Consider the following 15,960-nt stretch of genomic DNA (forward strand, 5'->3'; position numbering starts at 1 on the left):
GATGGAGGACGTTTCCCGCGAATCGGTCCGACATCTGGCGTGTCGGCCCCCAGAACGTAACGGGTCGCGCGGACTCCGAACGGGTCAGGTGAGCTCGGCCCGCACGAGTGGCGCCAGCATGTCCGCACCGCGCGCGCTCATCACGACCGTGTAGTGGTTGAGGTCGTCCAGGGCCATGTGCCGCACCTGCGGGAACGTCTCGAGCAGCTTCTGCAGGTGTGCGGGCGCGTACAGGCCCGGCGTCTCGTTCTGCAGTCCGCGCGGCACGGTGAGGAACAGGGTCGGCGTCGACAACGCGGCCAGCGCATCCGGCAGCGTGCTGCCCAGGTTCATGTCGGCGGTGTCCTCGGCCATGATCCGGTAGCTCGTCGCGGAGCGCAGCGCGCCGCCGTCGGCCACCAGATCGTAGGCGATGTACGCCTCGAGCTCGTCGCTCCAGTCTTCGGAGAAGGCCGGGTGTCCGCGCCAGAAGTCGTCCATGTAGGCGTCGACGCTCGGCCATCGCTGCGACAGCCGCTGTGCCACCGGACCGAGGATCATCGGCACGAGCTGTTCCGGATCGATGCCGGCCGGCACGTCGAGCGGCAGGCCGCCGTCCACGAGCACCATCCGGGACACCCGATCGGGATGCCGGTCCGCGAGCACCACTGTCACGAAGGCGCCCATGGAATGTCCGACGACGGTCGTCTCGGCGATGTCGAAGGCATCCAGCACGGCGGCCAGATCGTCGGCGTGCGCCGTCATCCCGGCCGGGCCCTGCACGGCGTGGCTCGCACCGCGGCCGCGCAGGTCGGGGGCGATCAACCGCACCCCCGGCAGTCGGTCCACCAGGAACGGCCAGGCCAGGTGCGAGGAGGTGATGCCGTGGACGAGCAGCGCCGTGCGGGTCGGGTCGCCCTCCGGGTCCCAGACCCCCACGCGTAGATCGCCGCCGGACACGGGCACCTCGACGGTTCGATAGGTGTGCGGCATCAGCGGGCGCTCCATCCGCCGTCCATGGTGTACGAGGCACCGGTGACCATGCCCGCGGCATCCGAGACCAGCCAGCCCGCGAGCGAGGCGACCTCGCTCGCCTCGACGAGCCGCTTGATCGCGCTCTCGGTGAGCATGATCTTCTCCACGACCTCGGACTCGGGGATGCCGTGCAGGCGTGCCTGATCGGAGATCTGCTTCTCGACCAGCGGCGTGCGCACGTAGCCGGGGTTGATGCAGTTGCTGGTGACGCCATGCGGGCCGCCCTCCAGCGCGGTGACCTTCGACAGGCCCTCCAGTCCGTGCTTCGCGGCGACGTACGCCGATTTGAAGGCGCTGGCGCGCAGGCCGTGCACGCTGGAGATGTTCACGATGCGTCCCCACCCGCGCTCGTACATGCCGGGCAGTGCCGCGCGGATCAGCAGGAAGGGCGCCTCGAGCATGATGCGCTGGATCGTCCGGAACGCGTCGGGATCGAACTCCTCGATCGGGCTCACCCGCTGGATGCCGGCGTTGTTCACGAGGATGTCGGCCTGCAGCGTAAGATCATCCAGCGCCGTGGTGTCGGAGAGGTCGACGATCCACGTGTCTCCCCCGATCTCGGTGGCCGCCGTCGCGGCGGCATCCGCATTGAGATCGGCGATGACGACATGCGCGCCGCGCCGGACGAACTCCTGCGCGCAGGCGAACCCGATTCCGCTCGCGCCACCGGTGACGACGGCTCGCCTGCCGGCGAGATCCTGCTCGGTCATCGTTCCATCCCCTTGATCGGAGTAGTGCTGTCCGGGCGCAGTGCCCGGGCGATGAATGCGGTCATGCCGTCCAGCACGGCCGGGTCGATCTGCGCGGGCGGTCGACCGCCGGCGTCCTTCTCCCAGAGCAGGTAGCGCATGCCGATCAGCTCGCCGGCGCCCATCAGCGCCCACGCGACCACCTCGGTGTCCAGCTCCGCAGCGACCTCACCGCTGCGCTGGGCGGCCGCGAGTCCCGCCTGGTAGCCGTCCACGATGCGCTCGTAGTGCAGCCTGAGCATGGCGGGCGAGACGAACTCGGCCTCGCGCACGACGCGGTACAGCGCCGGATGCTGCGCGGTGAAGCGGAAGAACCCCTCGAAGCCGAGCCGCTCGGCCTCGATGCGTCCGGACGCTCCGGCCATCGCCTCGGACATCGAGTGCCGCACCCGGCTGTTCAGGTCGAGCACCAGCGCCTCGAAGATGGACTGCTTGCTGTCGAAGTACAGGTAGAAGGTGCCCAGCGCGACACCGGCGTGCTCGGTGATCTTCACGATCGACGCCTCGTGATAGCCCAGCTCGGCGAAGACCTGCTCCGCCGCCTCCAGCAGTCGCCTGCGGGTCTTCTGCCCACGGGAGGTCAGCGGTCGTCCGGTCGCCGACGAGACCGGCGGATCCTCAGTGTGCACGATCATGATTCTCCTCCTGCGCGTTTCGCAGCTGCTGCGCCCGACGACGCAGCTGGGCTCTGGCGACCTTCTCGATCGTGGAGCGCGGAAGCTCGGCGACGAACTCGATGTGCGCGGGGAGCTTGAACGAGGCCAGTCGCTCTGCGGCGAAGGCCCGCAGCTCATCCGCGGAGATCGGCGCTGCCGACACGACGAACGCGAAGCCCCGCTCGCCCCAGGTGTCATCCGGCACACCGACCACGGCGCACGCCGCGACCAGTGGGTGGGAGCTCAGCGCACGCTCGACCTCGGCGGGGGCGACGTTCTCACCGCCGGAGACATAGATCTCCTTGAGGCGATCGATGACATGGTGGATGCCGTCGGCGTCTCGTCGCAGCAGATCGCCGGTGCGCAGCCAGCCGCCCTGCTTGGCGCGTGCAGTGGCCTCGGGGTCGTCGAGGTAGCCGGCGAAGACGCTGGATCCGCGCACCCACAACTCACCCGTGGCGGGCCCTGCGAGTTCGAGTCCCGTCGCCGGGTCGGCGAGTCGCGCGTCGACACCCGGGTAGGGGCGCCCGACCGCGCCGGGGTGCGCGGCGATGAGGTGCGGGGCGAGGTAGAGCACGTTGGGTCCCGCTTCCGTGAGCCCATAGCCCTGGGTGAACGCCACGCCGCGCTGCGCCCAGCTCGCGACGAGCTCCTCGGGGATGGTCGCTCCCCCGGCGACGACGCGTCGCAGGCTGGACAGGTCGGCCGATGCCCAGAGCGGATGCCGCTGCAGCATCCGGTACTGCGTCGGCACGCCCATCATCGCCGTCACGCCGCGCTCGGAGATCAGCTGCAGCACCCGGCCCGGATCGAAGGAGCGCTCGAGCACGACCGTCGCGCCGCGCCACCAGGCCTGCAGGGGCTGCACATTCCAGGCGGCCACGTGATACTGCGGCAGCATCGCCAGCACGACGTCGTCGGCGCTCAGCGGCATCGCCCGATCCAGTGCCAGGTTGTTCCAGAAGCAGTTCTCCTGGGTGAGGACGACGCCCTTGGGCGCGGCCTCGCTGCCGGAGGTGTAGATGATCAGCAGCGGATCGTCGTCCCGCGCCGGGCGCGCCGGTGCGGAGCGCGCGGCCCTCGGCGCCTCGCGTTCGACCCCGGAGACGCCGAGCGGTGCGTGCGGTGCTGCGGACTGCGCCAGCTCGAGCGCGGCCGCGGAGAGAGAGCAGTGCTCGTCCTCGATCAGCAGGAGCGCCGGGTCGGTGCGGGTGATGAGATCCGCGAGCTCGGCCGGAGTCAACCGCCAGGACAGCGGGACCAGTGCGATCCCCAACTCGGCGCACGCGAAGAACGTCACGATGTGATCGGTGGAGTTGCCGGAGACCGTCGCGATGCGCTGGCCGGCGCCGTAACCGGCATCCGTCAGCAGCCGCGCGAGAGCGGCGGTGCGAGCCGCCAGAGCCGCGTAGTCGGTGCGCACGCCGCGGTCGTCCACGGCGATGCGCGCAGGCGCGGCAGCGGCGCTGTCGCTCAGCCAGCGGCCGATGGTGTGGGGTCCCGCCATGGCATCCATCATGGCGCGACCGCCTGCCGGTCGATCTGCTGCTCGAGCGCGTCGAGAGCGCCACCCTCCTGCACTCCGCCGTCCCTGGCGCCCCGACGCCGGCGCATCCAGGAGTCGACCGTGCCGGCGATCCCGCCCGGCAGGAACATGACCACGAGGATGAACAGCACGCCGAGGATGAACAGCGGCTCCGAGAGCGGCACGCGCAGCACGTCGGGCAGCTGCTGGATGCCGTCTGCGCGGGCGAGCACGGTGAGGCGCTGATCGAGGATCGTGTAGAGCACGCCGCCCAGAACCGCGCCCCAGCGGAACCCGACGCCGCCGAGTACCACCATGACCAGCACGGTGATGGTGAGGTCGGCGCCGACCGCGCTGGGCTGGGTGCCCGACTGCAGCAGCAGGTAGGCGATGCCGGCCAGTGATGCGCAGAGCCCGGCGATCACGAAGACGAGCAGTTTGGCGCGGGCGGGATGCAGACCCAGCACCCGCACGCGCAGGTCGTTCTCGCGTGCGGCCGCGGCGAGGTGGCCGAGCCGCGAGCGGTCGACCCAGAGCACGATCAGGTACACGATCACGACGACGGCAAGCGAGACCCAGTACAGGTTGCGGGTGTTGACGACGCCGACGAGCCAGTCGGGAACACCGTCGGTGTTCAGACCGAGGCCCTCTTCTCCGCCGGTGATCGCCTGGTTGCGGCGCACGAGCACGGATCCGGCCTGTGCGAACGCGAGGGTGACCATCGCGAAGGGGATGCCGTTGACACGCATGGCGACCGCGCCGGTGACCACCGCGATCACGATGCCGCCCAGCAGTGCCGCGAACACGCCGGGCACCAGGGGCAGCTGCGCGGCCTCGAGCACGATGCCCAGTCCGTAGGCGCCGGCGCCGAAGTACAGCGCGTGTCCGAAGGAGAGCATCCCGGCCGTGCCGAGCATCAGGTTGTACGACAGCGCGAGAGCGGCGAAGACCATGCACAGCGACATCAGGGCGAGCGATCCGGGCGTGTACGTCGGGCCCGGCAGCACGCCCGGGATCGACAGGTTCAGCATCGGCAGCAGGGCCAGGACCACGACGAGCACCGCGCCCACGATGAACGGGAGAAGGCGGGAGAAACGGGTGGTGCGCATGATCAGGCCCTCTTTCCCATCAGACCGGCCGGTCGCACCAGGAGCACGACCGCGAGCAGGATCACGACGATGAAGTCACCGGTGCCGCCGAGGTAGGTGTTGGCGATCTGCTGCATCGTGGCCACGAGCACTGAGGCGATCGCCGCGCCCGTGAGCGACCCCAGTCCTCCGACCACGGTGACGATGAAGGCGAAGATCAGCAGCGTCGAGCCCATGTGCGCCGAGACGTAGGTCAGCGCGTGCATCGCGAGGACTCCCCCGATGCCGGCTGCCGCGCCGCCGATCGCGAACACGAGCGTGAAAGAGCGTCGCACGTCGATGCCGAGCGCGGTGACCATGGCCCGGTTCTCGACGCCGGCGCGGATGATCATGCCGTAGCGGGTCTTCTTCAGGAAGATCACGAGGCCAGTGAGGACGAGACCTGCCGCGATGATCAGCACCCAGTACTTGTTCGGGATGCTGGCGCCGAGCACCGACGTGGTCTCGCCGAGCCACGGCGGGCCGGCGATCGTGATCGGGTCGGTGCCCCAGATGCCCTCGAAGAGTGCGACGGCGGCGAACGAGAGACCGACGGTGACGAGCACCTGCTCGATGTGGCGTTCGTACAGCGGCCGGATCAGCAGCAGCTCCGTGCCCGCCGCGAAGAGGGCACCGACCACCGCCCCGACCAGGATGGAGAGCAGGAACCCGCCCCAGCTGGTCACGCCGATCGCCTGAGCGACGGCCCAGCCGACGAACGCGCTGAGGGTGAGGAAGGCGCCATGCGCGAAGTTCAGCACGTGCATGAGCCCGTAGATCAGGCTCAGACCGCTGGCGACGAGGAAGTACAGCGCGCCGAGGCCCAGGCCGATGATGAGGGTCAGGATGAGGGTGCTCACTTGTGCTCCTCCGCGCTGACGCCCAGCAGGCGTCGGGTCAGGTCGGCGTCGTCGAGGATCTCGGATGCCCGGCCGACGAGCGCCACGCGTCCGTCGGCGATCACGATGGCCTGATCGGCCAGTCGGCGGACGACATCGAGGTTCTGCTCGACGAGCAGCATGGGAACGATGCGGGCGGCCTCGGCGAGCGCATCGGCCACCTCGGTGACGATCTTGGGCGCGAGCCCCTTGGTGGGCTCGTCCACGAGCAGCAGTCGGTTGTCGTTCAGCAGTGCGCGCGCGACCGACACCATCTGCTGCTGCCCTCCGGAAAGGGTGCCCGCACGCTGATCGCGCCGGGTGACGAGGTCGGGGAAGAGCTGGGCGACGAAATCGCGGCGCGGCTCGCGCTGGCGTTCGGCGAGGGCGAGGTTCTCGGCGACCGTGAGCCCCGCGAAGACGTCGCGGTCCTCTGGGACGTAGCCGACGCCGCGCTGCACGATGCGGTGCGTGCTGAGGCCGTCGATCCGCTCGCCGTCCAGCAGCACCTCCCCCTTGCGGGAGATGAGGCCGAGGATGCCGCGCAGCGTGGAGGTCTTGCCGGCGCCGTTGCGGCCCAGGACGGCCGTGATGCCGGTCGCAGGGACGTCGAAGGTGACATCCTCGACGACCTGCTGGCCGGCGATGGATGCGCGCAGGTTCCGCACCTGCAGGATCGGGGCGCTCACTTCGGCTCGCTCCGCTCGCTCAGTGCATCGCACGCGTCGCTCGTCCCCAGGTAGGCGCTCTGCACGGTCGTGTTCTCCATGATCCGCTGCGGGGTGTCGACGGCGATGATGCTGCCGAAGTACATCACGGCCACCAGGTCCACCAGTCCCATCAGGACCTCGATGTGGTGCTCGACCATCAGCACCGTGCAGCCGGTCTCGGCCTGCAGGCCCCGGATGCTGTCCACGAGCCCGGCCACGTCGCCGGAGGCGACCCCCGCCATGGGCTCGTCGAGCAGCACCAGGCGGGACCGTGTGGCCAGCAGCACGGCGATCTCGAGCTTGCGCTTGTCGCCATGGCTGATGTCTCCTGCTCGCGCATCGAGTCGATGCCCGAGGCCCACCGAGCGCAGCAGTTCCTCGGCGCGGATGCTGGCGGCATCCGTGCGCCTCGGGAAGTGGAACAGCGAATAGCTGCCCGGCTGGGTCGCCTGCACCGCCGTGCGCACGTTCTCGAGCACCGTCAGCTGCGGGAACAGGCTGGAGGTCTGGAAGGTCCTGCCCAGTCCCGCCCGCGCACGCTGCGGCACGCTGGCGCGGGTGATGTCCACGCCGTCCATCAGGATGCGTCCGGCGGTGGGCCGGATGACTCCCGAGACGGCGTTGAACAGCGTGGTCTTGCCTGCGCCGTTCGGTCCGATGACTCCGACCAGGGCGCCCGGCTCGACGGAGAGGTCGACGTCCTTGAGGATCGTCGCCCCTCCGATGTCGAGGCCGAGGCCCTCGATCCGGAGCGACGCTCCGGTCGCGGACGGGACTGGGGTGCTCACCTCGCCTCCCTCCGGTCGCTCAGTACGCCGCATCGTGTCCTGATCCTCCGGGTCACGGCGCGACGTCGGCGGCGGGAACCGTCGAGACGAGCTCGGCGGCGAAGGATCCGTCCTGGGCGACGAGCTTGGCCTGGTACATGTCCTGCAGCAGGGCGTGATCCTCGGCGCGGACGGTGTTCTTGCCCTTGGGTCCGTCGAACTCGAAGCCCTCGAGAGCCTTGATCATGGCATCCACATCGCCCTTGCCCTCCTTGACCGCCTGCACGAGCATGATGGCGGCGTTGAAGCCGTCGGGGCTGAACAGGTCGGGCTCGGTGCCCGCCTTCTCGAGACCCGTGACCATCGCGGTGTTGACCTCGTTGTCGGGCGCTGCGGCGAAGTAGTGGTTCAGGAAGTTGATCTTCTCGGAGGCGACGCCGTAGGCGCCGAAGGTCGCGCGGTCGCCGAGGCCGGTGACGACGGGGATCTCATCGAGCACGCCCTGCTGGCTCATCGCCTGCCACATGGCGCCGGACGTTGCTCCCGCCCACGCGACGAACACGAGGTCGGGCTTCGCGGAGAGCACCTGCTGGGCGAAGGGGGTGAACTCGGTGACATCCTCGGCCACGAGCACGGGCTCGACCGTTGCCCCCTTAGCTCCCAGGATCGCTTCGACCGCGGCGACGTTGCCCTGCCCGAAGGCGGTGTTCTGGGCGAAGACCGCGATCTTCTTGCCGTCGATGTCATCGAGGAAGGTTCCCGCGGTGGCGACGTCCTGCGCGGACTGCCGACCCGAGCGGAACGTGTAGTCGTTGATGCCGGTGATCGCGTCCGCCGCGGCCGGACCGGAGATGAAGAGCACCTTGTTCTGCGCGGCCTGCTCGGCCACGGCGAGCGCGACGCCCGAGGACGCGCTGCCCATCAGGATGTTGACGCCGTCGCCGATGAGTTCCTTGGCCGCGGTGACAGCCGTGTCGGGGTCGCCGGCGTCGTCGCGGTTCTCGATGACGATCTTGGTGCCGTCCACGGCGCCCGTGCCGTCGGTGGCGTAGTCGAGACCGACGGCGAAGGCGTCCAGGTACTGCTTGCCGTAACCGGCGAGCGGGCCGGTCTCGCTGGTGATGACGCCGACGCGCACCTCTGCCGGGCCCTTGTCGCCGCCCTCGGCAACGGGTGCGCCCGCCTGCGGCGCGCACGCCGTCATCACGAGGGCTGCGGTGACGAGCACCGAGCCGAGGAGCAACTTCTTCGTAACTCGCATCTGGACGCCTTTCAACGGTGGAAGGTCGGGAACATGAAACCCGATTCAGGTATTTGGAATCTATAGCACTCGACGCAGGACGTCAATCGACGCGCGTGACGCATACCGTTTGATATATACTCCTAGGTATGAATCGGTCGGATGTGATCCCGTCATTGGTGCTGTCCGCCCACGCGCTCGCCCGCATCGCCGCACAGGAGGCGGGGAACGAAGCGCCCTCAGCGCAGTGGCGATCCCTCGGCATCCTCGAGCGACGCGGCAGCCTTCGTCTCGGCGAGCTCGCCCAGGCCGCCCGCACCACGCAACCGGGGATGACCCGACTGATCGGCAGCCTCAAACAGGCGGGCCTCGTCGACCGGGCGGCGGATCCTGCCGACACCCGGGCGACGCTCGTCTCCGCCACAGCGGCGGGCCTGCAGGCACTCGCGGACTGGCGCAGCGAGATGCGCGACACCCTCGCTCCCCGCTTCAGCGGGCTCGACGATGACGACTGGACCGCACTGCAGCGCGCGGCCGAGATCCTCGCCGTCCACTCACAGGAATCGAACACGACAGGAGATGCCGCATGAGCGGAACACCCCAGGGATCGGTCTGGCGACAGCCGGCGCAGGTATGGGCGGTCGCATTCGCGTGCGTCGTCGCCTTCATGGGGATCGGCCTCGTCGACCCGATCCTCCCGGCCATCGCCGACTCCCTGCAGGCGTCCCCGGTCGAGACCGAGCTGCTGTTCACCAGCTACCTTCTGGTGACCGGCCTCGCGATGCTGGTGACCAGCTGGATCTCCAGCCGGATCGGCGCGAAGGCCACCCTGCTGGTCGGGCTGGCGCTGATCGTCGTCTTCGCCCTGCTGTGCGCGATGAGCGGCAGCGTCGACTGGGTGATCGGGTTCCGTGCGGGTTGGGGCCTGGGCAACGCGCTGTTCATCTCCACGGCACTCGCCACCATCGTCGGAGCCGCCGCCGGCGGCAGCGGCGCGGCCATCGTGCTGTACGAGGCCGCTCTGGGTCTCGGCATCGCCATCGGGCCGCTCCTGGGCGGTCTGCTCGGCGAGGTCAGCTGGCGCGGACCGTTCTTCGGCGTCGTCGCCCTGATGGCCATCGGCTTCATCGCGGTGCTCGCTCTGGTGCGCAACGGCGAGGAGAAGCGTGCGCCGATGCCGTTCTCGGCTCCGTTCCGCGCCCTGGGTCGACCGGCGCTGGCGATCCTCGCGGTCACCGCGCTGTTCTACAACATCGGGTTCTTCGTGCTGCTGGCCTTCTCGCCGTTCCCTCTGGGATTCGGCGCGATGGGCATCGGCTTCACGTTCTTCGGCTGGGGCGTCGCCCTCGCCATCACCAGCGTCTGGGTCGCGCCAGCGCTCATGCGACGGATGACCCGCACTGCGATCATCCTCGTCACGCTGCCGCTGCTCGCGATCGTCCTGGTCGTGGCGGGACTTGTCGTGGCCAGCTCCACCGCACTGGTGATCTGCATCATCGCCGGGGGTCTGCTGCTGGGTGTGATGAACACCGTGCTGACCGAGGCCGTCATGGAGGCGACGGATCTTCCCCGCTCGGTGGCATCCTCGGCCTACTCCGCAGTCCGGTTCCTGGGCGGCGCGATGGCCCCGCCGGTGGCCGCCGCCCTGGCGCACGCCTATGGCGACACCGTGCCGTATCTGTTCGCCGCGGCATCCGTGCTGATCGCAGCCCTGACAGTGCTGCTCGGCCGCCGCGTTCTCTCGCACATCGATGATGCCGGCGAGGGCGCGGGAGAAGATGCCGAGGCGATTCTGGTTGGCGACGCCGCCTGAGCCACCGGCGATCAGTGCTGTTCTGCGGGGACCCCCAGTCCCCGCAGAATCTGCGCCACCTCGTCGAGGAGCTGCTCGGTGTGCGACCCGGCCCTGTCGCCGACCACCAGAGCGAACAGCTCGCGAGCGAGATGGATCGTCGGGACGGACGGAACGACGATGCCGTCCGGGATGGTCTGCAGAGTCAGAAGGGGAACGAAGGACCCTGCCGTTCCCGACGCGACCATCCGCAGCGTCGTGTGCACGTCGTCCGAGTTCGCCACGATGTGCGGGCGGAAGTGGGATGCCGCGAAGAGCCGCTTGATCGCGGCAGCGTCGCTCGTGCCCGGAATGTGGGTGATCCACGGCATCCCGCTCAGCTGAGTCGGCGCGATGACCTCGCCCGGGGCGAATCCCCAGGCAGCCGGGAGGACGAAGCGATACTCATCCCTGCCGAGGAACCTGGACTGCACGGAAGACGGCCAGGCGAGCCCCGTCTGGCCGACCTGATAGACGAGCGCGACGTCCAGCTCGCTGCCGCCCTGAAGTCGCTGCACGAGGCGTGACGGCTCGCCGATGAACGTCTGGAGGGTGACGTCCAGCCTCTGCCAGGAAGGACTCGCCGCGAGCGCGGGCATGAGCTCCGTCGCAAGACTCGCGAACGCACCGAGGCTGAGCTCGTGCCGGGACACCGAGTGGGCGCGAGCGACGGCCGTGACCAGGGCACTGATCGCGTTCAGGACCTTCGGCGAGTGGTGCGCCATCACCGCCGCCGCTTCCGTGGGACGCGCATTGTGCGCCGACCGATCGAAGAGCTGCACTCCGGCATCCTTCTCCAGCGCTGACATCTGCTGCGAGACGGCGGATGCGGTGTACCCGAGACGATTCGCCGCGGCCGCGAAGGAGCCCAGGCGGATCACCTCGAGAAGTGTCTGCAGGTGGGTCGGATTCAGCATCAGCATTCCTTATGCTCAGCGCGAGGATCCCTGGGGATCCGCTTACGCATGGGCGGGGCCATCTAAATTACCCTGGCAGGAACCCGGTCGAGTTCCCGACGACCATCCCGCGAGGAAGCAGAGATACATGGCCGCGACCCTCTACCGCAATGGGCGGATCCATCTGATGGACGGTTCGGGGCGGATGGCGGACTCGCTGCTCGTCGAGGACGGCACCATCACCGCCGTCGGCGCCTTCGCCGAACTGCGTGATCGGATCGGACGCCCGGTCGCCGAAGCGGATCTCGAGCGACGCGCCGTTCTTCCCGGGCTCGCCGATGCTCACATCCATACCTCGATGCACGCGCGCACCATGGCGACGCTCGATCTGCGAGGTGTCAGAAGCCTCGGCGAGTGCCTCGAACTCATCCGTGTGCATGCAGCGAAGTCCCAGCCCGGCGAGTGGGTGTTCGGGAACCGCTGGGACTCGAACATCTGGGATGTCCCCGTTCAGCCGAATCGGCACGACCTCGATGCGATCTGCCCGGACAAGCCGGTCGCGCTGCCGAGCATCGACGGCCACAGCTTCTGGCTCAACTCGCGTGCCCTCGAGGCCCTCGGGTACGACCGCCGCACGCCCGACCCCGCCGGTGGGGAGATCGTCCGCGATGCGCACGGAGATCCGACCGGGATTCTGCGGGAGGTCGCAGGCCACCCCGTCGAAGCACTGATGGCCTCTCCGCTGTCCGGCGATCTGGCCGTGCAGCTGCGCGCGACCCAGGAGCACCTCCTGTCGGTGGGTCTGACCAGCATCCACGACCTCGACGGCGAGGACTGCCGGGGTGCGTATCGGGAGATGCGCGAGGCGGGCGATCTCAAGATCCGCGTCCACAAGTCCATCCCGATGGCGTTCCTGGACGAGGCCATCGCCGAAGGCCGGATCACCGGCGACGGCGACGACTGGATCTCCACGGGACCCGTCAAGCTGTTCTCCGACGGAGCTCTCGGATCCCACACCGCGCACATGGGGGAAGACTTTCCCGGCATGCCGGGCAACCACGGTATCGAGGTCATCGAATACGCCGAACTGGTCGCCCTGATCAGGAAGGCGGCGAGTGCAGGAATCGCGGTGGCGACGCATGCCATCGGCGATGAGGCGAACCACCTGGTGCTCGACGCATACGCCGAGACGAAGTCGGTCTCGGATGCGCGGCGCCTTCGCCATCGCGTCGAGCACGCTCAGCACATGCGCCGGGAAGACGTCGCTCGTTTCGCCGAACTCGGCGTGATCGCGTCGATGCAGCCGACGCACTGCACCTCGGACATCGCCCTGTCGAACGCCCTGCTCAGCGGCCGCGAACTCGCGAACTACCCGTGGCGTTCGCTCCTCGATGCCGGCGCCGCCTTGGCCTTCGGCTCAGACGCACCGGTCGAGGACCCCGATCCGCTGCACGGAATCCATGCCGCAGTCACCCGCCAGGATCGGTTCGGTGAGCCGGAAGACGGATGGGAGCCGCAGGAGCGGTTGAGCATCGTCGAGGCGTGGGACGGATTCTCGAAGGGCCCGGCGTTCGCCGCAGGGATGGAGGCGAAGCTCGGCCGGCTCACCGCAGGTCGTCTCGCCGACTTCATCGTGCTGAGCGAGGACCCGTTCGAGGTCGCACCCCACGAACTTCGCGATCTGTCCGTGATGACGACGGTCGTCGGCGGCGAGATCCGATTCCAGCGCTAGCACGTGGAGTCGACTCGACGCTCTGATCGAATCGGCTCGCCCCCCCACCCCAGATGCACCCTCGCATCGGATCCTCCGATGTCGGAGAACAGGAGAAGCCCATGACCATCTTCACCCGAGACAACCGCCGCCGTGGAGGGATCGCCCTTCTCCTCGGAGCTGTGCTGCTGGGTACGACCGCCTGCGGCGGGCAGAGCCTGAACGCCGCTGACGACGCGCCCGACAAGGCGCCGTCGAGCCTGCAGCAGGCGCCCGCGGAGGATCTCGCCGCAGAGATCGTGAACGCGATCGAACCGAACGCCGAGCTCGCCGGACTCGTCCCCGACGAAATCAAGGCCAAGGGCCTGCGGATGACGACGTCGCAGGGATACCCGCCCATGGAGATGTTCGCGACCGATGGCAAGACCCTGATCGGCGTCGACCCCGCACTGGGCCTTGCCATCGCGCGCACGCTGGGCGTCGGCTTCGAGCTGAACGACGAGGACTTCAACGCGCAGATCCCCGGCGTCACCACGGGTCGCTACGACATGATCATGTCCTCGATGACCGACAACGCCGAACGGCGCGAGGTCGTGACCTTCGTCGACTACGTCAGCGCGGGCAACGGCTTCCTTGTGAAGGGCGGGAACCCGAGCGGTGTGCTGCTGCCGACCGATCTCTGCGGAAAGGTCGTCTCGGTGGTCGACAACGGCTCTGCGCTGATCCTTGCCGAGCAGTACGCCGCGGACTGCGCGGCGGCGGGTTCGAAGGCGCTGGAGATCACGCGCTTCCCTGATGAGATGGATGCGATCCTCCAGATCCAGAACGGTCGCTCGGATGCGGTCATCACCGACTACCCCGTCGCGGTGACACGCGCCAACGACCCGGAGATGGATTTCGACGCCGTCGCGATCGAGGGCAATGAGAGCCCGTGGGGAATCGCGATGAACCCGGACAAGACGAAGCTGATCGAGGCCGTGCAGGCCGCTCTGCAGAGCCTGATCGATTCCGGTGACTACGCCAAGATCCTCGAGGCGTGGGGCGTGGGCCAGATGGCAGTCGCCTCCGCCGTGATCAACGCGGGCGAGTAGGCGATCCGGATGGCCGCCATTCTCACACGCACGCAGAAGTTCATCATCGCGAACGGTCGAGAGATTCCGGTCATCCGTCGGGTCCACTGGGTCAGATGGTTGGGGGGCGCGGTCGCAGCGGTCTGCTTCGCGCTCTTCATCGTCAGTCTGGCAACCAATGAGAACATCCGCTGGAACCGGGTTCTGGACTACCTGTTCGACGGGAAGATCCTCGACGGACTTGTCGTCACCATCTGGGTCAGCATCCTGGCGACCGTTCTCGGCCTGGTGCTCGGGGTTGTGCTGGCAGTCATGAAACTGTCGCACAACCCTGTGTTCAACTGGCTGTCGACGATCTACATCTGGTTCTTCCGGAGCACACCCGTGCTCGTGCAGCTGATCTTCTGGTACAACCTGGCCTTCCTGTTCCCGCGCATCATCCTGCAGATCCCCTTCACCGGCATCGGTGTCTTCTGGGACACGAACGAGGTGATGACCGGGTTCAACGCCGCACTGCTCGGACTCGGCCTCAATCTCGCCGCATACTTCGCCGAGACGGTGCGCGCCGGCATCCAGGCGGTCGATCGCGGCCAGACAGAGGCCGCCGCGGCGACGGGGATGACCTCGTTCCAGCAGACCCGCATCATCGTGCTGCCCCAGGCGCTGCGGATCATCATCCCGCCGACCGCGAACGAGTTCATCTCGATGCTCAAGACGACCTCGCTCATCTACGTCGTGGCAGGCAACGACCTGATGACCAACGCGAGCCAGATCTACAAGCAGAACAACCTCATCATGGAGCTGCTGATCGTCGCGAGCATCTGGTACATGGTGCTCACGGCCGTCGCTACGTTCCTGCAGACGAAGCTGGAACAGCGATTCGGCGTCGACGCGGTGCGGGTCGTGCGCGGTGCGTCGTGGACGCAGAGGGCGATGGGAGCGATGCGTGCGAACAGCGTCATCTCCCCCGAGAGGAAGGCGGCACAGCGATGAGCACCGCATTGGTCAAGGCGCAGGGCGTGACGAAGAGCTTCGGCGCCCACCGGATCCTGCACGGTGTGGACTTCGACGTGCAGCCCGGGGAGGTCAGTTGCATCATCGGGCCCTCCGGCTCGGGCAAGTCGACCTTTCTGCGCTGCATCAACGCCCTCGAGACGATCGACGGCGGCAGCCTCGAAGTCGACGGTCAGCAGGTCGGGTACGACCTGCGCGACGGCAGGTTCCACCAGTGGCGGGACAAGGACTTCGCGCGCTTCCGCTCGGGAATCGGCATGGCCTTCCAGCGCTTCAATCTGTACGGGCACCTGAATGCTCTCGACAATGTGACCTGCGGGCTCATCCACGTCGCGAAGACGGACAAGGCCGTCGCCCGCGCCCGGGCCCTCGAGCAGCTGGATCGTGTCGGTCTCGCGGATCACGCGCACAAGCGACCCGACCAGCTCTCGGGTGGTCAGCAGCAGCGCGTCGCGATCGCGCGTGCGCTGGCGATGGATCCGAAGCTGCTGCTCTTCGACGAGCCGACGTCCGCGCTGGATCCCGAACTGGTCGGCGAGGTGCTCGAGTCCATGAAGGTGCTGGCCGCGGACGGCATGACCATGGTGGTGGTGACCCACGAGATCGGCTTCGCCCGTGAGGTCGGCGACACGCTCAGCTTCTTCGACGGCGGCGTCATCGTGGAGCAGGGATCCCCCGAACAGGTTCTCAGCGCTCCGTCCTCGGACCGGACGAAGGCCTTCCTGACCAGGGTTCGCTAGCGCGGAGAGGGAGTCCAAGCGATGGCGTGCTG

Annotated in this window: 16 protein-coding genes; 6 read left to right on the plus strand and 10 right to left on the minus strand. The window is 68.3% G+C overall.

From position 1 onward, the window contains the following. Nucleotides 1–84 precede the first annotated feature (84 nt). The 9 genes from QF046_RS03640 to QF046_RS03680 are packed head-to-tail and all read right to left on the minus strand — an operon-like array spanning nt 85 to nt 8,687. Entirely contained in the window at nt 85–987 is a 903-nt protein-coding gene (locus QF046_RS03640; protein ID WP_307366293.1) for an alpha/beta hydrolase, read from the minus strand. Then, a complete protein-coding gene (locus QF046_RS03645; protein ID WP_307366295.1) occupies nt 972–1,724 on the minus strand; it encodes a 3-hydroxybutyrate dehydrogenase in 753 nt (250 codons plus the stop codon). Before QF046_RS03645 ends, QF046_RS03640 begins: the two co-directional genes overlap by 16 nt. After that, nucleotides 1,721–2,398, minus strand: coding sequence for a TetR/AcrR family transcriptional regulator (locus QF046_RS03650; protein WP_307366297.1), 678 nt, complete (start codon nt 2,396–2,398; stop codon nt 1,721–1,723). The genes QF046_RS03645 and QF046_RS03650 overlap by 4 nt, the downstream gene beginning before the upstream one ends. Continuing rightward, on the minus strand, nt 2,382–3,926 hold the full coding sequence (locus QF046_RS03655) for a class I adenylate-forming enzyme family protein (RefSeq protein ID WP_307366299.1): 1,545 nt from the start codon (nt 3,924–3,926) through the stop codon (nt 2,382–2,384). Before QF046_RS03655 ends, QF046_RS03650 begins: the two co-directional genes overlap by 17 nt. 8 nt (nt 3,927–3,934) lie before the next feature. Beyond that, nucleotides 3,935–5,053 (minus strand): branched-chain amino acid ABC transporter permease, encoded by a 1,119-nt coding sequence (locus QF046_RS03660; RefSeq protein ID WP_307366302.1) that lies wholly within the window; start codon nt 5,051–5,053, stop codon nt 3,935–3,937. Between the two features lie 2 nt (nt 5,054–5,055). After that, a complete protein-coding gene (locus tag QF046_RS03665) occupies nt 5,056–5,931 on the minus strand; it encodes a branched-chain amino acid ABC transporter permease (RefSeq protein WP_307366304.1) in 876 nt (291 codons plus the stop codon). Beyond that, entirely contained in the window at nt 5,928–6,638 is a 711-nt protein-coding gene (locus QF046_RS03670; RefSeq protein WP_307366306.1) for an ABC transporter ATP-binding protein, read from the minus strand. Before QF046_RS03670 ends, QF046_RS03665 begins: the two co-directional genes overlap by 4 nt. After that, the gene (locus QF046_RS03675; protein ID WP_307366309.1) at nt 6,635–7,447 is read right to left on the minus strand and encodes an ABC transporter ATP-binding protein; all 813 of its coding nucleotides are present in this window, start codon (nt 7,445–7,447) and stop codon (nt 6,635–6,637) included. Before QF046_RS03675 ends, QF046_RS03670 begins: the two co-directional genes overlap by 4 nt. A gap of 52 nt (nt 7,448–7,499) precedes the next feature. Next, the gene (locus QF046_RS03680) at nt 7,500–8,687 is read right to left on the minus strand and encodes a substrate-binding domain-containing protein (protein WP_307366310.1); all 1,188 of its coding nucleotides are present in this window, start codon (nt 8,685–8,687) and stop codon (nt 7,500–7,502) included. Nucleotides 8,688–8,815: 128 nt separating this feature from the next. Between QF046_RS03680 and QF046_RS03685 the strand changes: the two genes are divergently transcribed. Together QF046_RS03685 and QF046_RS03690 are read left to right on the plus strand one after the other, a co-directional pair. Continuing rightward, on the plus strand, nt 8,816–9,256 hold the full coding sequence (locus tag QF046_RS03685; protein WP_307366312.1) for a MarR family winged helix-turn-helix transcriptional regulator: 441 nt from the start codon (nt 8,816–8,818) through the stop codon (nt 9,254–9,256). Beyond that, on the plus strand, nt 9,253–10,479 hold the full coding sequence (locus QF046_RS03690) for an MFS transporter (RefSeq protein ID WP_307366314.1): 1,227 nt from the start codon (nt 9,253–9,255) through the stop codon (nt 10,477–10,479). The genes QF046_RS03685 and QF046_RS03690 overlap by 4 nt, the downstream gene beginning before the upstream one ends. An 11-nt stretch (nt 10,480–10,490) precedes the next feature. On the opposite strand, the gene QF046_RS03695 is transcribed toward QF046_RS03690, so the two are convergent. Beyond that, complete coding sequence (locus QF046_RS03695) at nt 10,491–11,414, minus strand: LysR family transcriptional regulator (RefSeq protein ID WP_307366316.1); 924 nt, start codon at nt 11,412–11,414, stop codon at nt 10,491–10,493. 127 nt (nt 11,415–11,541) lie between these two features. Between QF046_RS03695 and QF046_RS03700 the strand changes: the two genes are divergently transcribed. The 4 genes from QF046_RS03700 to QF046_RS03715 all read left to right on the plus strand — a co-directional run bounded on the left by QF046_RS03700 (nt 11,542) and on the right by QF046_RS03715 (nt 15,928). Then, a complete protein-coding gene (locus QF046_RS03700) occupies nt 11,542–13,125 on the plus strand; it encodes an amidohydrolase (protein ID WP_307366318.1) in 1,584 nt (527 codons plus the stop codon). A gap of 101 nt (nt 13,126–13,226) precedes the next feature. Next, complete coding sequence (locus QF046_RS03705) at nt 13,227–14,195, plus strand: ABC transporter substrate-binding protein (protein WP_307366320.1); 969 nt, start codon at nt 13,227–13,229, stop codon at nt 14,193–14,195. Between the two features lie 9 nt (nt 14,196–14,204). Then, nucleotides 14,205–15,167: an amino acid ABC transporter permease gene (locus QF046_RS03710; RefSeq protein ID WP_307366321.1), complete on the plus strand. Its 963-nt coding sequence runs from the start codon at nt 14,205–14,207 to the stop codon at nt 15,165–15,167. Further along, nucleotides 15,164–15,928 (plus strand): amino acid ABC transporter ATP-binding protein, encoded by a 765-nt coding sequence (locus tag QF046_RS03715; RefSeq protein ID WP_307366323.1) that lies wholly within the window; start codon nt 15,164–15,166, stop codon nt 15,926–15,928. The genes QF046_RS03710 and QF046_RS03715 overlap by 4 nt, the downstream gene beginning before the upstream one ends. Nucleotides 15,929–15,960: the final 32 nt, after the last annotated feature.

The organism is Microbacterium sp. W4I4, from assembly GCF_030816235.1.
GTDB lineage: Bacteria > Actinomycetota > Actinomycetes > Actinomycetales > Microbacteriaceae > Microbacterium.